This window comes from Sphingopyxis sp. (genome assembly GCF_965227415.1).
Classification (GTDB): Bacteria; Pseudomonadota; Alphaproteobacteria; order Sphingomonadales; family Sphingomonadaceae; genus Sphingopyxis.
Genome location: NZ_OZ245749.1, coordinates 3,355,762 through 3,373,534 on the forward strand (window position 1 = coordinate 3,355,762; position 17,773 = coordinate 3,373,534).

Below are 17,773 nucleotides of genomic sequence, written 5' to 3' on the forward strand. Positions count from 1 at the left end.
TGCCGTGGCCAAAGCCGCTAAAATGTTGGCGCTTCATCTTTATTCCGGCCGATGCCCGAAGACCAAAATCAACTGATGGATGTTGGGGATGCCCAGCTTTTGCATGATGTTGCGCCGGTGCACTTTCACCGTCGCTTCCGAAATCGTCATCGCATGCGCGATCTGCTTGCCGACGAAACCCTGGCACAGAAAATCAAAGACTTCGCGTTCTCTCGCCGACAGGGTCGATACCAGCGACATCTCCTTCTGGCGGTCGATGTTGCGCGACAGGCGTTCGCTTTCGGTCATCAGCGCGCGACTGATGGCATCGAGCAGCGCCTGTTCGCGAAAGGGCTTGGTCAGGAAATCGGTCGCATGACGCTTCATCGCTTCGACGGCCATTTCGATGTCGCCATGGCTGGTGATGAAGACGATTGGACATTGCACGCCCTGCTCGGCAAGCCGGAGCTGAATCTCGAGCCCGCTGGGCCCGGGCAGCCGGACGTCCATGACGACGCAGCCGGAAAGCCCTGGATCGGCGCGTTCCAGAAATTCGATACCACTCGAGAATAATTCGACCTTGTAGCCAACCGACCGGAGCATCGAGTCCAGCGATTGCCGGATCGAATCTTCGTCATCGACAACGAAAACCGTGTCGACTCTTGACATATCTAGCGGTTTCATAGCCCGTCCCAACTCTTCAAGCCTCGCCCCATTTCCATGGCCGACGCTCGCGTGGCTGTCACAGGATTCGCCGGGGCCACGCCGCCCTGTCGTTCAATAGACTAGTCCCTATTCAGCGTTAAGTAAGCGGTTCCTGCGTGGCTATTTAAATTTTCAAATCAATTCCTTAACCGAAGTACCGCGCAAATTACCCGGTTCCAACGATCTTCTGAATAGCGCGCTTTGTGCTGCCGAAATATAATCACTATAGAATATCAACTTAGCCGTATGGGTCGTCGTCTAAACTATAATGGTATAAATCCCATGCCTCAAGAGGCTTAACGCGGTGTGCCCCGCGCTCAGGCTCGCGCTCATCGGGCTCTCCGACATGCAGGAAGACAGCGCCGCCTACTGCGTTGTTTCCCTGCAAGATCATTTTGATGCGGGCGCGCCCGATCGAATCGCTCTGCGATCGACGGTCGGGGACCGAAGCTGGCGGGCCAGGTTGAACGCGGTCGGCCCGGCCCGGCCTTTCCCGTTAGTCTATCCGCCTAACCCTTAAGGCTAGTCGATCGCGAGACTCGTAGCACGGCTACGCGAAACCTCGCGATACTCCTCCTAACCGCAGGGTCCAGATCGAACTCTACACGACGGCAATGGGGCGACCGGCACCGGCCGTCGATCGATAATGCGCCCTTTGGTCGCCCGTTGGGCCGGATGGCTCGTTCTCCTGCTGGCGGGGCTGTCGCTCGCGCCCGCGGACGCCAGGGCACAGGTGAGCAATTCGGGTCAGCGCGTGGCGACGCTTGGACCGACCGACTTTCTGAACGCCGCGCTCTTCGTGATCGGATCGGTCGACCGATACGAGATAGCCGAGATTTGGGAGAAGTCGTCGCCGATCATGAAGGCGAGCGTAGCGAAGGACCAATTCATTGCCAGCGTGGCGCAGCGCCGAGCGACGCTCGGCGGTGTGACCGGGCGCGACTGGATCGCGATCATGCGAGTGATCATCAGCGAAAAGACCGCCCCCCTACCCCCCGGCCGCTACATTTCCGTTCGTTTTCGCACGACAGGTCAAAGTGGCAAATCCTTGGAAGAAGTCGTGTCTTTTCATCTCGATACGGACGGCCAGTGGAAGATGGCCGGATATTCGATTCTGTAAGAAATGGGAGCCAAACCGTGAAGAATATGACGATGAAGCACACCATAAGCGGCACGTTGAAAAAATTTCGTGAAGCTTTGCTGGAACTCGAAAAGATCGTCGAAGATGAAATCAACATCGACGATGTCCGACGCATCGAAATATTTCAATTGGACAGATTGAGAATTATATTTCCGGAAGCGACGGATGGTACGGTCAGGTTGCTCGACTTGCTTTTGGAGAACCCGGGCTCTTTATTATTTGATGCCGATATTTGTGAACAGCTCGGGATTTGTCAGTCTTCGTTGAAGGTCTATATTTGTCATGCGAGGAAAGCCCTGGTGGCTCGCCGTTTTGTTCCTGGCATATTTCGTGTGAGGAATGGCGGCTATTACCTCAGCAGAGCTTCGTGTCAGCAGCTCCTGAACGCGCAGGAGATGTTGATCGCCGACGGGCCGCAGTCGGCTCCGCGGCCCGGTCGGATGAATTGAGCCATGCTGCCTGATCGTAGCGTGGATATCGAAGCGCTGGGTCGGCTGATGAAGGGCGCTGGCGTGGACCCCGCCCGGGCCGAGGCCATGATCGAAGACTTTCTGGATCGGTCGATGAGGGAAAATCCGATCGAATATTTACGGCAAGAGGCCGTTTTCTTGCGAAATACTCTCAATAATAGACTCAATGAAATAAGCCATTCCAATTCGGAAATCGTGGATTTTGTCGAAGATATCATATTGAATTGTGATGATCAGATCATAAAAATCCTCAATAGAATATTATACTCCGTTATAATTTTATCTCTTTCTGTAATTTCTCTCATATTTCTTCAGTTTTATTTTCGGGCGTAGCAGAGATTTTATGGGCCGAGGGACCCATATTCTCTCCACGACCCTGCCAATCGCGCCCTGATCGAGGGAGAATTCCCCCGCAGCGATGGCGTCCCGCGTCTTGGCGATGTTCTCCCAAGCCGCGGTCGCGCGCATTTTCGGTTTCAGCGCGGCCAGCCAGCCTATTGCTTGGCCTGACCCAACCACCCAGGCTTCTGCGCTTCCGTTGGCGCCCGTCCTCGCGCATCGACGCCAACCATGTGGCGCAATTGACCTTCCCGCCGCGCAGCAGATGCCGCGAAATGGGAGTGCGCGGCCTGGTCGATCCGCGCACCCGTAAATTCAACCTTGGGCGCCGCCAGCGCACGACCCTGTGAGCGTGCTCGTTACCTGCATTTCCATTTCCATCTGGCCGCCGGCGGGGGTCGCACCCTTGGTCGAGACCGTCACGTCGGTCTTGTTGGCGCCCATCGTGCCCGCCATTGCCAGTTCGACCTTCTGGCCGTTCGCGGTGCAGCTTCCGGCCACGTCGATTTTGCCGCCGCCAATGTCCTTCTTCGACCACGCGCAGCCTTGGCCCATGCCCTTCGTCAGCGTGTCGGCGAGATCTTCCTCCTCGGCCTGTTCCTGCGTGAGGCACTGGTCGGTGCCGCCCGACGCCGCGAACTGCCTGGCCATCTCGTCCTTCATATTGGCGGGCAGGCCCGGCATCTCGAATTTCAGCAGCTTCACTTCGGTTTTCCAGTTGCCAGCCTCGCGCTTGACTGGCCCATCCGCCGGTGCGTCGGCTCCCTTGCTACAGCCGGCCAGCACCGACAGCGCACCGATGGCCGCAATCACGTACAAATTTTTCATCGCGTTCTACTCCGCCCCATTTAACAAAATTAACTAATATAATCATGATGTTAAACTGCATCACGAGCCGTTTCGACGCTAGGGAAAGATGAGGAACAGATCAACCGCCGCACGCTAGTATATCCGGCCGACGCCGCAACAATATGAGGCTCGGACCAGGTGGCTGCGTCTGGTTTCGCGCGCTTCGGGCATCTCGTTCGAGCCGGGGCTATGGTTCAAGATCGCATCGATCGACCTGGCGCGAGCACCGCCCGCACCTTTCACCTTGTTCCTTCGAAAACGACGATCCGCCGGAAAGCGGTCAGCGGCGCTCGACCAGCCCGCCGCCCAGCGCCACATATAGCGTGACCAGATTGTCGACCTGCGCGCGACGCAGTTCGATCAGCGCTTGTTCGGACGCGAAAAGATTGCGTTCGGCGTCGAGCACTTCGAGATAGGTCGACACGCCTTCGCGATAGCGTTTGCGCGCCAGATCGGCGATCCGGCGCTGCGCGAGCGTGCCGCGTTCCTGCGCCTCGACCTGCTCGGCAAGATAGCGTCGCCCCGCGAGCGCGTCGGCGACTTCGCGAAAGGCGGTCTGGACGGTCTTTTCATATGTGGCGACGGCAATATTCTCGCGCGCTTCGGCGACGGTCAGATTGCCCTTGTTGCGCCCGAAATCGAAGATCGGCAGGCTGATTGTCGGGCCAAAGCTCCACGTCAGGCCGTTGCTGCCAAACAAGCCGTCAAGCGATCCCGACGCGAAACCGAGATTGCCGGTGAGCGAGATCGACGGGAAGAAGGCGGCGCGTGCGGCCCCGACATTGGCGCGCGCGGCGCGGAGCTGCTCCTCGGCGCCAACGATATCGGGGCGGGCGACGAGCAGGTCGGACGGCAAGCCAGCGGTGAGCGCCGGGGGCGTGCTCTGCGCGACGAGCGGCAGCGGCGCCGGAAGATCTGCCGGGACCGGCCCGCCGACCAGTACGGCAAGGAAATTGTCGGCTTGCGCCTTGGCGAGTTTCAGGCTCGCGAGCTGCGTCTCGGCCTGCGTCAGCAGCGTTTCGGACTGGCGATAGTCGAGCGCTGACGTCACCCCGGCGTCGAGCCGAAGCTTGGCGATCCGCAGCCCTTCGCGGCGGCTCGTCACGGTCGCTTCGGCGAGGATGATCTGTTCCTCGGCACCGCGCGAGGCGAAATAGGTCGATGCAACGTCGCGCACCAAGGTCAGGCGAAAGGCGCGCTCGGCCTGCTGCGTGGCAAAATACTGGCTGCGTGCGGCTTCCGAGAGATTCTTCACCCGTCCCCAGAAATCAAGTTCGAACGATGTGACACCGACCCCGACCGAATAACGGTTCGAGGTGTCGGTGCCCGGCCCGGTGAGCGAGGGCCCCCGGCTGCGAACGGCTTCGGCGCTTGCGCCAACGGTCGGCAGGCGGTCGGCGTCCTGGATGCGATATTGCCCGCGCGCTTCCTCGATCCGTGCAACCGCGATCACCAGGTCGCGATTGCGCTCGATCGCGCGCGCGATCAGCACTTCGAGCTGCGGGTCGGCAAAGAAATCGTGCCACGCAATATCGGTTGCGCGCTGACCCAGCGTTACGTCATTCTCGAACCCCGCCGGATAATGGGCGTCGGTCGGCAGCGCCGGCTGCGTGTGCCGGGGGGCGAGGTTGACGCAGCCTGTGAGCGCGGTCGCGGCGAGCAGGACCAAGATCTTACGCATGATCGGTCTCCGGCTCATGATGGCCTTTTTCGCCTGGCGCCGGCGGCCGCTTGCGGCTCAGCCATTTGCGAACCGACAGATAAAAGAGCGGGATGAAGAAGATTCCGAGCAAGGTCGCGGCAATCATGCCCCCCATCACGCCCGAACCGACCGCGATGCGGCTGGCCGCGCCAGCGCCGGTCGCGATCACGAGCGGCACCATGCCCAGGATGAAGGCAAGGCTGGTCATGATGATCGGACGGAGGCGCAGCTTGACGGCTTCCATCACCGCGTCGAGCGTCGACTTGCCTTCGGCTTCCTGCTCGATCGCGAATTCGACGATCAGGATCGCATTCTTGGCGGACAGGCCGATGATCGTGATCAGGCCGACGTTGAAATAGATGTCGGCGGACAGCCCGCGGAACATCGAAAGAAGCACCGCTCCCAGCACGCCCAGGGGCACGACAAGCAGCACCGCAACCGGCACCGACCAGCTTTCATAGAGCGCCGCGAGCAGCAGGAAGACGACGACGAGCGACAGGCCGAGCAGCATGCCGATCTGTCCCGACGACTGCTTCTCCTCATAGGAGATGCCCGTCCACTCGAACGCGAAGCCCGCAGGAAGCGCCTGCGCGATGCGCTCCATTTCGGCCATCGCTTCGCCGGTCGACTGGCCGGGCGCGGGTTCGCCCGAAATCGTCATCGCGGGATAGCCGTTATAGCGTTGCAGCTGCGGCGCTTCGGCCGACCATTCGGCGGTGCTGAACGATCCAAAGGGGACCATGTCGCCCGCCGCGGTGCGAACGCGCAGATCGACGACGTCCTGCGGCGTCATCCTGTTCGCGGCATCGGCCTGGAGCAGGACGCGCAACACGCGGCCTTCGCGCGTGAAGTCGTTGGCATAGGCGCTGCCGAACGTGATCGCGAGCGTCGCGTTGACGTCGCCGATCGACAGGCCCAGCGCGCGCGCCTTGATGCGGTCGATGTCGACTTTCAGGACGGGCGCATCCTCCTGCCCCTCGGGGCGGACGTTGGCGAGCAGCTTGCTCTGCATCGCGCCGCCGAGCATCTGGTTGCGCGCCTGCATCAGCGCCGTGCGGCCGTTGCCGCCACGGTCCTGCAATTTGAAGGTGAAACCGCTCGCAGTGCCCAACTCGGCGATCGATGGCGGACTCAGCGAGAAGACGAAGGCTTCCTTGATCCCCATGAAGGCGCCCATCGCCTTGCCCGCGATCGCATCGGCGCCGTTTTCCTTGCCGCTGCGTTCGTCCCACGGCTTCAGAGGCGTGAACATGATCGCGTTCGCCTGACCCTGGCCGAAGAAGCTGAAGCCGCGGACGAGCACGGTGTTTGCAACCTGCGGCTGCGCGGCGAAGAACTTCTTCACCTGGCTCGACGCGAGGTCGGTGCGCTGTGTCGTCGCGCCTGGCGGCGCCTGGATGACGGTGATCAGATAGCCCTGATCTTCCTGCGGCAGGAAGGATCCGGGCAAGCGCGTGAACAGCAGCGCGGTCACCGCCACAAGCGCGAGGAAAATGCCAAGCCAGCGTAGCGGTGCCGACAGGATGCGCCCGACACGGCCCTGATAGCGGTCGGTCGTTCGTCCGAACCAGCGATTGAAGCCGCCGAAGAAACGATCGAAACGTTCGCCGATCGGGCCGCTGCGCTTTGTATCGTCATGCGGCTTCAGCAAGGTCGCGCAGAGTGCCGGGGTCAGCGTTAGCGCGAGCAACGCCGAGAAGCCGATCGAAATGGCCAGCGTCAGCGAGAATTGCCGGTAAATGCCTCCCGTCGATCCGGGGAAGAACGCCATCGGGATGAACACCGCGATCAGCACGAGTGTGATGCCGATGATCGCCGAGGTGATCTGGCTCATCGCCTTCACGGTCGCTTCATAGGGCGACAGATGCTCCTCGTTCATGATGCGTTCGACATTCTCGATCACGACGATCGCATCGTCGACGAGGATGCCGATGGCGAGCACCATGCCGAACAGGGTCAGCACATTGATCGAAAAACCCGCGAGCCAGAGGCCAAGGCACGCGCCAGCGAGCGCGATCGGGACGACCACGGTCGGGATCACGGTCGCGCGCCAGTTCTGCAGGAACAGGAACATGACGAGGAAGACGAGCAGCATCGCCTCGCCCAGCGTCTTGACGACTTCCTCGATCGACAGGCTGATGAAAGGCGTCGTGTCATAGGGAATCGACCAGGTGACGTCGGGCGGAAAGCCTTTCGACAATTCGGTCAGCCGGTCGCGAATCCCTTTCGCGGTCGCGAGCGCGTTGGCGCCTGGCGTCAGCTGGACGGCCAGGCCGGCCATCGGCTTGCCGTTGAGCTCGGACGAGAAGACATAGCTGGCAGCACCCAGCTCGACGCGCCCGACATCGCCAAGCGTGACCGCCGATCCATCTGGGTTCGCGCGCAGGATGATGCTTTCGAACTGCTCGGGCTTGGTGAAGCGACCCTGCGTCGTGATCACGGCGTTGAGCTGGGCGCCCTTGGCGAGCGGCTGGTCGCCGAGCTGGCCGCCGGGGGTCTGGCTATTCTGCTCCTGCACCGCGCCAAGCGCTTCGCCGGCCGACAGATTGTGCGACGCAAGCTTCTGCGGATCGAGCCAGATGCGCATCGCATATTCGGGTGCAAAGGCCTGGACATTGCCGACGCCGCCGACCCGGCGTAGCTCGTCGAGCACGCGCGTGTTCGCGAAATTATTGACCTCCATCGGGTCGGTGTTGCCGCTCTTCGACGTGATCGCGACGATCAACAGGAAACCCGAATTGGCCTCGGTCACCGAAATGCCCTGTCGGCGCACATCCTCGGGCAGGCGCTGCTCGACGCGGCGGAGGCGATTCTGCACTTCCATCTGCGCATTGTCGATGTCGGTCCCGGCCTCGAACGTCAGGGTGATCGATGCGGTGCCGTTCGATTCGCTGGTCGAGGCCATGTAGAGGAAGCCCTCGACCCCGTTCAGTTCCTGCTCGATGACCTGAGTCACATTCTGCTCGAGCGTGCCCGCATCGGCGCCGGGATAGGTGACGCTGATCGTCAGCGAAGGCGGCGCGACCGACGGATATTGCTCGACCGGCAGGCTGCGCAGCGCGATGATCCCGGCAAGCAGGATGCCGATCGCAATGACCCATGAAAAGATGGGGCGGTCGATGAAAAAGCGGGGGGTCATATGATCACCCTCAGCGCTTGGTCGTCGCGGTTTTTGCGGGCTTCGGCCGGGTCGCGGCGGTTCCGGCGACCTTGGCCGGCTGTCCCGGCTGAACCTTTTGCAGGCCGTCGACGATCACCCGGTCACCGGGCCGCAGCCCGTCGAGGATCGCCCACTGCCCCATCTGCATCGTGCCGAGCTTCACCGGGCGGATCGTCACGATATTCTTTGAATCGAGGATCATCACCGTCGCGGCGTCGGCCGAAAGCTTGACCGCGCGTTGCGGGATCAGAATCCCGTTCGGCCGAAATCCCGCTTTGACGCGCGCGCGCACGAACTGGCCCGGGAGCAGCGCGTCGGCGGGGTTCGGGAACTCGGCGCGCAACGCGGCGGTGCCGGTTGCTTCGTCGATCGACAGATCGAGGAAATCAAGGTGGCCGACCACCGGATAGGGGGTGCCGTCCTCGAGCACCAATTGTACTTCGACGCGTCCGACTGGCGGAATTTCCAGCTTTCCATTCTCGATATCGCGGCGGATCGCCATCAGGTCCGAACTCGACTGGCCGAAATTGACATAGACGCGGTCGATCTGCTCGATCGTCGTGAGCAACGTGCCCGCAGCGGCGCTGACGAGTGCGCCTTCGGTGACCTCGGCGCGCCGCGCGCGGCCGCCGATCGGCGCAGTGACGGTCGAATAGCCGAGGCTGAGCCGCGCCGAATCGAGATTCGCCTGCGCCGACTGGACATCGGCCTCGGCGGTGCGCTGCGCCGCGATCGCGGCGTCATATTCCTGCTTGCCGATCGCCTGATCCACGAGCAGCGGCTGATACCGGTTCACCACCTGCCGCGCATTGGCCGCCGTCGCTTGCGCGCGCGAAAGCTGCGCCCGCGCGGCATTGACGTTGGCGGTAAGTTGCCGGGGGTCGATGCGGAACAGCGCCTTGCCCGCGGCGACGAAGCTGCCTTCCTCGAACAGTCGCCGCTCGACGATGCCGTCGACGCGCGCGCGCACTTCGGCCGTGCGATAGGCCTGCACGCGGCCGGGCAGTTCGATGACGTTCGGCACCGCCTGCGCGCTGACGGTCACGATATTGACCTCGGGCGGCGGCGGCGCGGGGGGCGCTTCCGACGAACAGGCGGCCAGCAACAGCGCCAGCGCGGCGCTTGCAAAGGGACGAACGCGACTCATAAGGACCCCTGGAAATTCGCTATTTTGGTGAAAGTCGAACGAACTGAAACCGTTGCGCTTTGGCGATATGTAATTTAAATTACACAAAAGAGCAAGGGAGAGGAGCAGAACTTGGACGGGAAAGAATTGACGGCATGTCAAATAGATAGACCTGGTCCGCGCGAACGGAGATATGAAGCGATCCTCGATGCGGCGGAGGCGCTGTTCATAGAACAGGGTTATGACAGGACGAGTCTGGCCGAGATTGTCCGGCGTTCGGGCGGGTCGCTTGCGACGCTCTATGAATTGTTCGGCAACAAGCAGGGTCTGCTCCACGCGATCGCGGTTCGCTGGTGTGGCGAGACGATGGCGGAACGCGCCGACCGCGGCGCCGGTGCCGGCCGGTCGAAGGTCGATACGCTGATGGATTATGTCCGTAGCGAATGCGAAACATGGCGATCACCGCGAGCGATCGCGCTCATGCGCATGCTCGTGTCCGAATCGCTGCGCGATCGCGACTTCGCGCTGCAAACCTATCGCGATCTCCACTTGCCGTTCATTGCCGAACTGGCCGACCTGTTCGCAGGCTGGGCCAGAACCGGCGAGGCAGCGATCGACGATCCCGAGGCGACGGCGCATCTTTTCCTGTCGACCATCTCGGGCGACATGATGCTCAGCAGGCTTTTCGGCGTCGAAGATGGAATCCTCGACGAACAGCAAATCCGCTGGCGGCTGCAACCCTTCTTCGACCATTTCAGGATCGGGTAGGGCATTCGCAGGCGCGACAAGCCAGAGTTCGGTAGAGGAGAATGATATGGCGCAAGGCATCGCCCGCATCGGCAAGGATAAATATCGTACCGAGATCCATGTCGGCGACCACGACCTGGTTGCCGACGAGCCGCCCGCGCTGGGCGGACAGGGTGCGGGCTTCGCGCCGTACGACCTGCTGCTCGCGAGCCTGGGCGCCTGCACCGCGATCACGCTGCGCATGTACGCCGACCGCAAGGGCTGGCCGTTGGAATCGCTCGAGGTCGGCCTGCGTCTCCACGGCGTGGAGGAGCGTCGCATTGCCCGAACACTGACGATCGCCGGACTCGACGAAGAACAGAAGGTGCGGATGGCCGATATCGCCGAGCGCACGCCTGTGACGTTGACGCTGAAGAACGGCCTGCCGATCGATACGCGGCTGACCTGATGTGCTGGGGGAGATGGTGCGCTCCCTACCCCGAAACGGACACCCGTCCGATACGCCGAATCCCCGCTCTTGCCCCTTTCGCCAAACCGGCATATATCCGCCGCCAAGGTCCGGCCGCCCCGCGAGGGGCGGCCCTTATTATTTGCGCTTTTGGAGAGCAGTCATGGCCAATGCCGATGCCACCCCGTTGATGCCCCACGCGACCGCCGCCTGGCTAGTCGACAACACCGGCCTCACCTTCATTCAGATTGCCGAATATTGCGGCATCCACATCCTCGAGGTTCAGGCGATCGCGGACGAGACCGCCGCGACCAAATATACCGGCCGCGACCCGGTTCGCGCGCACGAACTGTCGATGGAAGAAATCGAAAAAGGTCAGGAAGACCCGAACTACAAGCTCAAGATGACCAAGCAGGCGCAGGACACGATCCGCCGCACCCGCGGCCCGCGCTATACACCGGTGAGCAAGCGTCAGGACAAGCCCGACGGCATTGCGTGGATCCTGAAGAATCATCCCGAGGTTTCGGACGGCGCGATCGGCAAGCTGATCGGCACGACGCGCAACACGATCGGCGCGATCCGCGACCGCAGCCACTGGAACAGCGCGAACATCGTGCCCAAGGATCCGGTCACGCTAGGCCTCTGCTCGCAGCGCGAACTCGATGCGCTCGTCGCCAAGGCAGCGAAGAAGGCTGGCATCAAGGCGCCCGAGGACAGCCGTTTCGAAGGCGACCGCGAAGCGCTGATCGAGGAACTGCGTGCCGAGCGTACCGCCGCCAACGAAGCGCGCGCCGCCGAGGAAGCCAGCGAAGAGCAGGCGTAAGGCGTGCCGGGCAGCGACGAGGACAATATTCCGGCGGCCAGCGGCTCGCCGGACGCTTCCTTGACGCAGGACGACAGCTTCACCGCGACAAGCCGTGCCGGGCTGACCTATCCGTGGGGCGAAGCCGCGCCCGGACCGGGCGAAACGATCCGCATCGCCGACGGGATCAGCTGGGCGCGCATTCCGATGCCGGGGTCGCTCGGGCATATCAACAGCTGGATCTTGGACGATGTTGCCGATGATGGAGGGGATGGCGTTGCCGTCGTCGACACCGGCGTCTGCCTGACCATCTGTTCGGACGCGTGGAAGGCGCTCTACGCCGGCGCGCTTGCCGATACGCCGGTCACGCGCGTGATCGGCACGCACCTCCATCCCGATCATATCGGGCTGGCCGGCTGGATCGCGAAAAAGAAGGGCGTCAAGCTGTGGATGACGCGCGGCGAGATGCTGACGGCGCGAATGATCGTCGGCGACACGAGCGACACGGTGCCCGACGAAGCGCTCGCGCAATCGCGCGCCGCGGGCTGGGATGATGCGGCGATCGAGGCGCAGAGGGCGAGCGGTTGGGGCCGTTTCGGCGCGATCGTCTTTCCGTTGCCGCGCAGCTATGTGCGGATCAAGGACGGCGATGTCCTCGACATGGGCGCGCATCAATGGCGCGTCGTTGTCGGATCGGGGCACAGCCCCGAACATGCCTGCCTGTGGAACGAGCGCGCGGGCGTGTTCGTCGCGGGCGACCAGGTGCTGCCGCGGATCAGTTCGAACGTCTCGGTCAATATCACCGAACCCGATGCCGATCCGCTCGGCGAATGGCTGGCATCGATCGACAAGCTGATCGCGGTTGTTCCTGGCGACGTGACTGTCTGCCCCGCGCATGGCGAGCCGTTCAAGGGGCTCCATGTCCGCCTGATGGCGCTCCGCGACGAGCATCGCATGCGGCTCTACAATCTCGCCGAAGCGATCGCCAAAGCGCCGATGCGCGCGGTCGACACCTATCCGTTGCTCTTCAACCGCCCGATCGGCGCCGACAATCAGGGCCTCGCGACCGGCGAGGCGCTCGCGCATCTCAAGCGGCTCGAAGTCGAAGGCCGCGTTCGCAAAGAAGATCGCGACGGGGTGTGGTGGTACCACGGCGTCGCGTGACGCGCGGCGCGGTTGGCCCTTTGGGGTGGACAGCCCAAAGTGCCTCCCCCTCGTCATCATCCCGGATTTGATCCGGGATCCACGACAACGGTGCGGCTATGGATCCCGGATCAAGTCCGGGATGACGAAAAAGAGCAATGCCTGCCTTCCGTCGCTATCCGCCGCGCGCGATCAACGCGGCCGGTGCATGACCCAGCTGAATGCGAGTCCGTTGAAGATGGTATAGAGGCCATAGAGCAACAGGCCGGTGAACCAGTTGCGCGACGCGATCGCCATCGCGCCGACGAGCAGCAGGAATTCGAACACATAGGTGATGTTCGGCCCGACCTTGTCGGCGAGCGGGCGTACCATCTGCTGGATCAGCGGATCGTCGCTCTCCATGAAGGCACGGTGCATCGCGAAATTGCCGACGCCGGCGCAGAAAATGGCGATGATCGCGATCCACATAGCGTTGCAAATGGCGCCGCGGGGGTGGAAATGCCAGCAAAATTGACGCTATAAGGCGGCGGCGAAGGCAGCACGCGCCGCATCGCGATCGAATGAACGCAGTTCCCCCGCGAAGGATTCTTCGATGTTTTCTCTCCCTCGCCTTGCCGCTTTCGGCCTGCTTGCCCTCGGCATCGGGCCAGCGCACGCGGCGCAGGAGTCCGTCAATCCCGCGCTCGTCGACCCGGTGCTGGCCGGCCCGCTCCCCGTGACGCTCGTGCCGACCGATCCCCCGCTGGCGGACGCCGTGCGCGTGATGATCGACGCGGCGTTCGCGAGCGGCGAGGACGCCGATGTCGAAGCCGTCGTCCGGCTCGCCAGATTGACCAATCCGGACAGCCTGGGCGAAATCGACGCGCTGACCGCCTATTACCGGAGTGCGTATCCCACGGTCATTCCCCCCGATCCGGTAAGCGAGATGCTCGCGGCGGCGATGGCGAGCGGCAAGGATGGCGACGTCGAGGCGGTGGCCAAGTTGGCGAAGGAGACCAATCCCGACCAGACGGAAGAGATCGATGCGCGGGTGCTCGCCTATCGCGCCGAACGGCAGCGGTCGAGAGACGAGGAGGCCGCGGCGGCGCGCGCAAAGCTGGCCGCGGCGAAGATCTGGCAGAACTGGAAGGGCGAAGGACAAGTCGGCGCCTCGTTCGCCACGGGCAACACCCGCTCGAAAGGTCTGAGTGCGGGGCTCGCGCTCGCGCGCAAGGGCCTCGACTGGGATTATAAGTTCCGCGCACAGGCCGATTATCAACGCACCAATGGCCGGACCTCGGTCGAGCGTTTTATCGTCGAGGCCGAGCCCCAGTACAAGATCAGCGACCGCGGTTTCGCATACGGGCTTGGCCGCTGGGAGCAGGATCGCATCCTCGGCTATGACGCGCGATGGAACCTGTCGGCCGGCCTCGGCTACAAGGTGTTCGACAACAAGAGCGTGTCGCTCAGCCTGAAGGGCGGGCCCAGCTGGCGCCAGACCGATTTCGTCAGCGGGCTGAGGGAAAGCGAACTGACTGGGCTCGCGGGCGTCGACTTCGGCTGGCAATTGTCGCCCAGTCTGCGGTTGACGCAGGTCGCCTCGACGATCGTCGGCGAGCGCAACAGTTCGACCAATTCGCTGACCGCGATCAATGCCAAGCTGACCGGTGCCCTGTCGGCGCGGCTTGCCTATTCGGCCGATATCACGACGAACCCGCCGCCGGGCATCGAGAAAGTCGACACGCTGACGCGGTTTACGCTGGTCTATGGCTTCTAGCTGCCGTCGAACGCCTCGCCGCCGCGGATCTCCTCCCCGTCGACCAGCAGTCCCGCGCCGGGGACATGGTTGAATTCGATGCGGATGCCGTCGGGATCCTCGAACAGGATCGAATAATAGCCTGGCGCCCACGGCTCCTCCTGCGGACCATGGACAAAGACGATGTCGCCACGGTCTTTCAGAAAATCATGGATGGCATCGACCGCCGCGCGATCGCGCATCCGGAAGCAGACATGGTGCAGCCCCGGCGCGCCCTGGTCGAAGCGCTTGCCCGCGTTTTCCGCGCTGCCGGTGCGGATGCCGATCGCGGTGCGGCCGCCCACGCCATAGAGCATATGCTCGGTGTCGAGGACGAGCTTGAGGTCCAGATAGCCAATGACGTCGCGCCAGAACGCCGTCGAGCGGGCGAAGTCGCCCGCCGTCAGGATGACATGCGCGACGCCATTGAGGCCGCTCATTTGATCGCCGCCAGCGTATAGAGGAACTCGACGAAGCCCATCGTGGCGTCGACGAGTCCCGCGACTTTCGGGTTGGTCGAATCGATCAGATAATATTCGTTCGGTGCGTGCGCCCCTGCGCCATGGCCGATACCGAAATGGCCCGCAGGGATCGACACCGGCGGCGCGGTGAAGGTCGCGCCCGGCCAGCTGCCTGCGAGCCGCGCGTTGACGTTCGTGGTGACGCCAAGCTTCTTGTAAGTCGCGAGTTCGGTGCGGATCAGCAGGCTGTTCTCGGCGACCTCGGTCGGGTCGTAACCGCCCGAAACATTCATCTCGACATCGGCGAAGCCATGCTTGTCGAGATGCGCGCGGAGCTTCTTCTCGGCCTCGGCGCGCGTCTGGTTCGGGACAAGGCGAAGGTCGAGCTTGGCAACCGCGCGGCCGGGCAGCACGGTCTTGCCGCCGGGGCCGGTATAGCCCGCGACGAGCCCTTCGATATTGACCGTCGGCTCCTGCGCGAGGCGGATCAGTGCGTCGTCATATTTCAGATTGTCGATCCAGGTCTTGACCCCTAGCGCCTGCTTTTCGGCGGCCTCGTCGGCGCCCTTCGCGGCCTCGCGGATCAGCGTCTTCTCGCGCTCGGTCAGCGGCCGGACATTTTCGAACCACCCCTCGATCACCGGCGTGTTGCCGTCGGGCGAGACGAGCGTCTGAAGCGCCTGCACCAGCCGCCAGGCGGGCGAGTCGATCATGGCCTTCAGGCTGGAGTGGACATCGCCCTTTGGCCCGCGGCCCCATTTCTCGCCGCTGGCGATCAGTTCGAGCTCGATGATGCCCTTCGACCCCAGGTTGACGTCGACCGCTCCGGTCTTGTCCTGCGAAGGGAAGGGGATGAAGATGCCTTCGCATTTCTTGAGCGCGGCGAGGACATTCGGCTTCGTGGCGACCTGGCGGAAATGCGGCGAGCCGATTTCCTCTTCGCCTTCGCAGATCAGCACGATGTTGACCGGCAGCGTCGCCTTGGCGGCGCGGATCGCGTGGAGTGCAGCGAGGAAGGCCGATTCAGGCCCTTTCTGGTTTGTCGCGCCGCGCCCCACGAGCGTGGTGCCGAAGCCGGCCTTTTCGACGAGCTTGCCCTCGAGCGGCGGTGACGACCATTCGGCGGGATCGAACTGCTTCACATCATACATGAAATAGATGCCGAGGGTGCGCTTGGCGCCGACGTCGATCGTCCCGAACACGCCGGGATGGCCGTCGGTCGGCACGATCTCGACCTGGGTGAAGCCCGCGTCCCTGGCGAGCTGGGCCATATAGGCGGCGCCTTCGGGCATGTTGCGGTTCTCGGCAGCGATCGAGGGGAGCGCAATCCAGTCGCGCAGCCGCTTGACCGAAGCCTCCTTGCCCGCCTCGGCCGCTTTGCGGATCGCGGCGGTCTGGCTGCTCGCGGCGAGCGCCGGCAGCGGGCTCATCATTGTCGCGCCTGCACCCAGCATGGCGGCGCCGCGCAGCAGTCCGCGTCGCTCGAGCATCGTCCGGAGCATCTGATTGTCATCGTTCATCGCGAGCCTCTTTCCCTGTTGCTATGGCTTGTCCCAATATTCCTGCATCAATGCATGCGACCAGTCGGGCTGCCGCACATCCCCACGCGGCAGAAACTCCACCATCACGGGCTTGATGTCGAGTACCGGCGTGCCGTCGATCGCATCGAGTCCCTCGACTTCAACGGACAGCCCGTCGACCGCGACGATCCGGCAGGTGGTGAGGCCGAGGCGATTGGGGCGATTCTTGCCGCGCTGCGCGAAGATGCCGACCAGCGGCCAGTCGGCCCGGTTCCGGGGATGGCGTGCGCCGGTCTCGATCTTGTCGCCCGGCACCTTGTCGAAAAGGAAGATGACCTCGGCATGGCTGAAGTCGGCAAGGCCCGCGAGCGCGTTGGGCGCGAAGTGCGCTTCAAGCTCGATCGTCGCGCGACTGGCGCCCCAATCGTCATCGACTGCGTCGGCGCGGCCGCCGCGGACATGGCCGATCGGGGTTAGGGTAAAGCTCATCGTTGTTTCCCTGCTGCGTTGACGCTGATGGCGCAGCGCGCCTAGCCTTGCAAGAAAGGAGAGACGCGATGGACTTTCAGGGCAAGAGCGTCGTCATCACCGGCGGCGCAACTGGGATCGGTTTTGCACTGGCAAAGCGGATCGGCGCCGCGGGTGCGCGGATCATCCTGTTCGAGCCGCGCGCCGACAAGCTCGCCGACGCGGTCGCCGACCTGGCGGCGCAGGGCATCGACGCGCGCTATTTTGCGGGCGATGTTACGGACCCGGCGGCGGTCGAGGCGCTGGCCGATTTCGCCTGGGCCGAACATGGCCGTGCCGATGCGATCATCGCCAATGCCGGGGTCGGCGGCGTTCGCACGTTGGTGCTCGACACCGACGCGGCTGCGGCGCGCGCGCTGATGGAGGTCAATTTCTGGGGCGTGTGGAATTGCGTGCAGACCTTTGGCCGACGCTTCCGCGACGACGGGCTGCCGTCGGCGATCTATGCGACGGCGTCGGAAAATGGGCTTTTCAATGCGGTGCGAACGAACGGCGGCATCTATGTGGCCAGCAAGCATGCGGTGCTGGGCCTGATGGACACGCTTCGCAACGAGGCGCCGCGCGGCATCGATGTCGGGGTGATCATCCCCGGGTGGGTCAAGTCCGACATGACGCGTCATGCCGACGCAGCGATGGACGCCGACGCCTTCGCTGCGCGCATCGTGCCGCAGATGGAGGCGGGCGAATTTTACCTCGTCAGCCATCCGTACAATGTCGTGCGGATGGAAGAGCGATGGGACGAAGCCTATGCCGCATTCGCGAAATACGCGCCGCGCGAGTCCGGCGACGAGGCGATGGATGTTGCGCTGTTCGTCGAACGGATGCGCGCCGCGCGCTAGGCGGTGTAGAAAAGCCGATTGCTGCGGTTGGTGAGGATAT

Annotated in this window: 17 protein-coding genes; 8 read left to right on the forward strand and 9 right to left on the reverse strand. The window is 63.2% G+C overall.

Annotated features, from left to right (window positions below):
- Positions 1-39: 39 nt before the first annotated feature.
- The gene (locus ACO055_RS16315) at positions 40-648 is read right to left on the reverse strand and encodes a response regulator transcription factor (RefSeq protein WP_422059885.1); all 609 of its coding nucleotides are present in this window, start codon (positions 646-648) and stop codon (positions 40-42) included.
- Positions 649-1,483: 835 nt separating this feature from the next.
- On the opposite strand from ACO055_RS16315, the gene ACO055_RS16320 reads away from it, so the two are divergent.
- Positions 1,484-1,804, forward strand: coding sequence for a DUF4019 domain-containing protein (locus ACO055_RS16320; RefSeq protein WP_422059886.1), 321 nt, complete (start codon positions 1,484-1,486; stop codon positions 1,802-1,804).
- A gap of 17 nt (positions 1,805-1,821) precedes the next feature.
- A complete protein-coding gene (locus tag ACO055_RS16325) occupies positions 1,822-2,274 on the forward strand; it encodes a helix-turn-helix domain-containing protein (protein ID WP_422059887.1) in 453 nt (150 codons plus the stop codon).
- 675 nt (positions 2,275-2,949) lie between these two features.
- On the opposite strand, the gene ACO055_RS16330 is transcribed toward ACO055_RS16325, so the two are convergent.
- From ACO055_RS16330 to ACO055_RS16345, 4 genes are all read right to left on the reverse strand, one after another.
- Positions 2,950-3,462: a DUF3617 domain-containing protein gene (locus ACO055_RS16330; RefSeq protein ID WP_422059888.1), complete on the reverse strand. Its 513-nt coding sequence runs from the start codon at positions 3,460-3,462 to the stop codon at positions 2,950-2,952.
- A gap of 301 nt (positions 3,463-3,763) precedes the next feature.
- Positions 3,764-5,164 carry an efflux transporter outer membrane subunit gene (locus ACO055_RS16335; RefSeq protein WP_422059889.1) on the reverse strand — a complete coding sequence of 467 codons (1,401 nt, stop codon included), beginning with the start codon at positions 5,162-5,164 and terminating at the stop codon, positions 3,764-3,766.
- Positions 5,157-8,324 carry a multidrug efflux RND transporter permease subunit gene (locus ACO055_RS16340; RefSeq protein WP_422059890.1) on the reverse strand — a complete coding sequence of 1,056 codons (3,168 nt, stop codon included), beginning with the start codon at positions 8,322-8,324 and terminating at the stop codon, positions 5,157-5,159. Before ACO055_RS16340 ends, ACO055_RS16335 begins: the two co-directional genes overlap by 8 nt.
- Before the next feature lie 10 nt (positions 8,325-8,334).
- Positions 8,335-9,492, reverse strand: coding sequence for an efflux RND transporter periplasmic adaptor subunit (locus ACO055_RS16345; RefSeq protein WP_422059891.1), 1,158 nt, complete (start codon positions 9,490-9,492; stop codon positions 8,335-8,337).
- 111 nt (positions 9,493-9,603) lie between these two features.
- Between ACO055_RS16345 and ACO055_RS16350 the strand changes: the two genes are divergently transcribed.
- The 4 genes from ACO055_RS16350 to ACO055_RS16365 all read left to right on the forward strand — a co-directional run bounded on the left by ACO055_RS16350 (position 9,604) and on the right by ACO055_RS16365 (position 12,632).
- Positions 9,604-10,239, forward strand: a complete 636-nt coding sequence (locus ACO055_RS16350; RefSeq protein WP_422059892.1) for a TetR/AcrR family transcriptional regulator — start codon at positions 9,604-9,606, stop codon at positions 10,237-10,239.
- Positions 10,240-10,285: 46 nt separating this feature from the next.
- A complete protein-coding gene (locus ACO055_RS16355) occupies positions 10,286-10,666 on the forward strand; it encodes an OsmC family protein (RefSeq protein WP_422059893.1) in 381 nt (126 codons plus the stop codon).
- A gap of 190 nt (positions 10,667-10,856) precedes the next feature.
- Positions 10,857-11,489, forward strand: coding sequence for a cell cycle transcriptional regulator TrcR (locus tag ACO055_RS16360; protein ID WP_422062487.1), 633 nt, complete (start codon positions 10,857-10,859; stop codon positions 11,487-11,489).
- 3 nt (positions 11,490-11,492) lie between these two features.
- Positions 11,493-12,632 (forward strand): MBL fold metallo-hydrolase, encoded by a 1,140-nt coding sequence (locus tag ACO055_RS16365; protein WP_422059894.1) that lies wholly within the window; start codon positions 11,493-11,495, stop codon positions 12,630-12,632.
- Between the two features lie 171 nt (positions 12,633-12,803).
- Here the strand turns inward: ACO055_RS16365 and ACO055_RS16370 are convergent, their stop codons facing one another.
- Entirely contained in the window at positions 12,804-13,079 is a 276-nt protein-coding gene (locus ACO055_RS16370; RefSeq protein ID WP_422059895.1) for a hypothetical protein, read from the reverse strand.
- A gap of 124 nt (positions 13,080-13,203) precedes the next feature.
- Here ACO055_RS16370 and ACO055_RS16375 point away from each other — a divergent pair, with 124 nt between their 5' ends.
- Positions 13,204-14,367: a DUF481 domain-containing protein gene (locus ACO055_RS16375; protein ID WP_422059896.1), complete on the forward strand. Its 1,164-nt coding sequence runs from the start codon at positions 13,204-13,206 to the stop codon at positions 14,365-14,367.
- On the opposite strand, the gene ACO055_RS16380 is transcribed toward ACO055_RS16375, so the two are convergent.
- Genes ACO055_RS16380 through ACO055_RS16390 form a run of 3 tightly spaced genes read right to left on the reverse strand, consistent with a single transcriptional unit; the run spans position 14,364 to position 16,855 of the window.
- On the reverse strand, positions 14,364-14,825 hold the full coding sequence (locus ACO055_RS16380; RefSeq protein ID WP_422059897.1) for a VOC family protein: 462 nt from the start codon (positions 14,823-14,825) through the stop codon (positions 14,364-14,366). The two genes, ACO055_RS16375 and ACO055_RS16380, sit on opposite strands and share 4 nt — an antisense overlap.
- Positions 14,822-16,366: a M20/M25/M40 family metallo-hydrolase gene (locus ACO055_RS16385; RefSeq protein ID WP_422059898.1), complete on the reverse strand. Its 1,545-nt coding sequence runs from the start codon at positions 16,364-16,366 to the stop codon at positions 14,822-14,824. Before ACO055_RS16385 ends, ACO055_RS16380 begins: the two co-directional genes overlap by 4 nt.
- A gap of 21 nt (positions 16,367-16,387) precedes the next feature.
- Positions 16,388-16,855 (reverse strand): SAM-dependent methyltransferase, encoded by a 468-nt coding sequence (locus tag ACO055_RS16390; RefSeq protein ID WP_422059899.1) that lies wholly within the window; start codon positions 16,853-16,855, stop codon positions 16,388-16,390.
- Between the two features lie 68 nt (positions 16,856-16,923).
- On the opposite strand from ACO055_RS16390, the gene ACO055_RS16395 reads away from it, so the two are divergent.
- The gene (locus tag ACO055_RS16395) at positions 16,924-17,733 is read left to right on the forward strand and encodes an SDR family NAD(P)-dependent oxidoreductase (RefSeq protein ID WP_422059900.1); all 810 of its coding nucleotides are present in this window, start codon (positions 16,924-16,926) and stop codon (positions 17,731-17,733) included.
- Positions 17,734-17,773 lie beyond the last annotated feature (40 nt).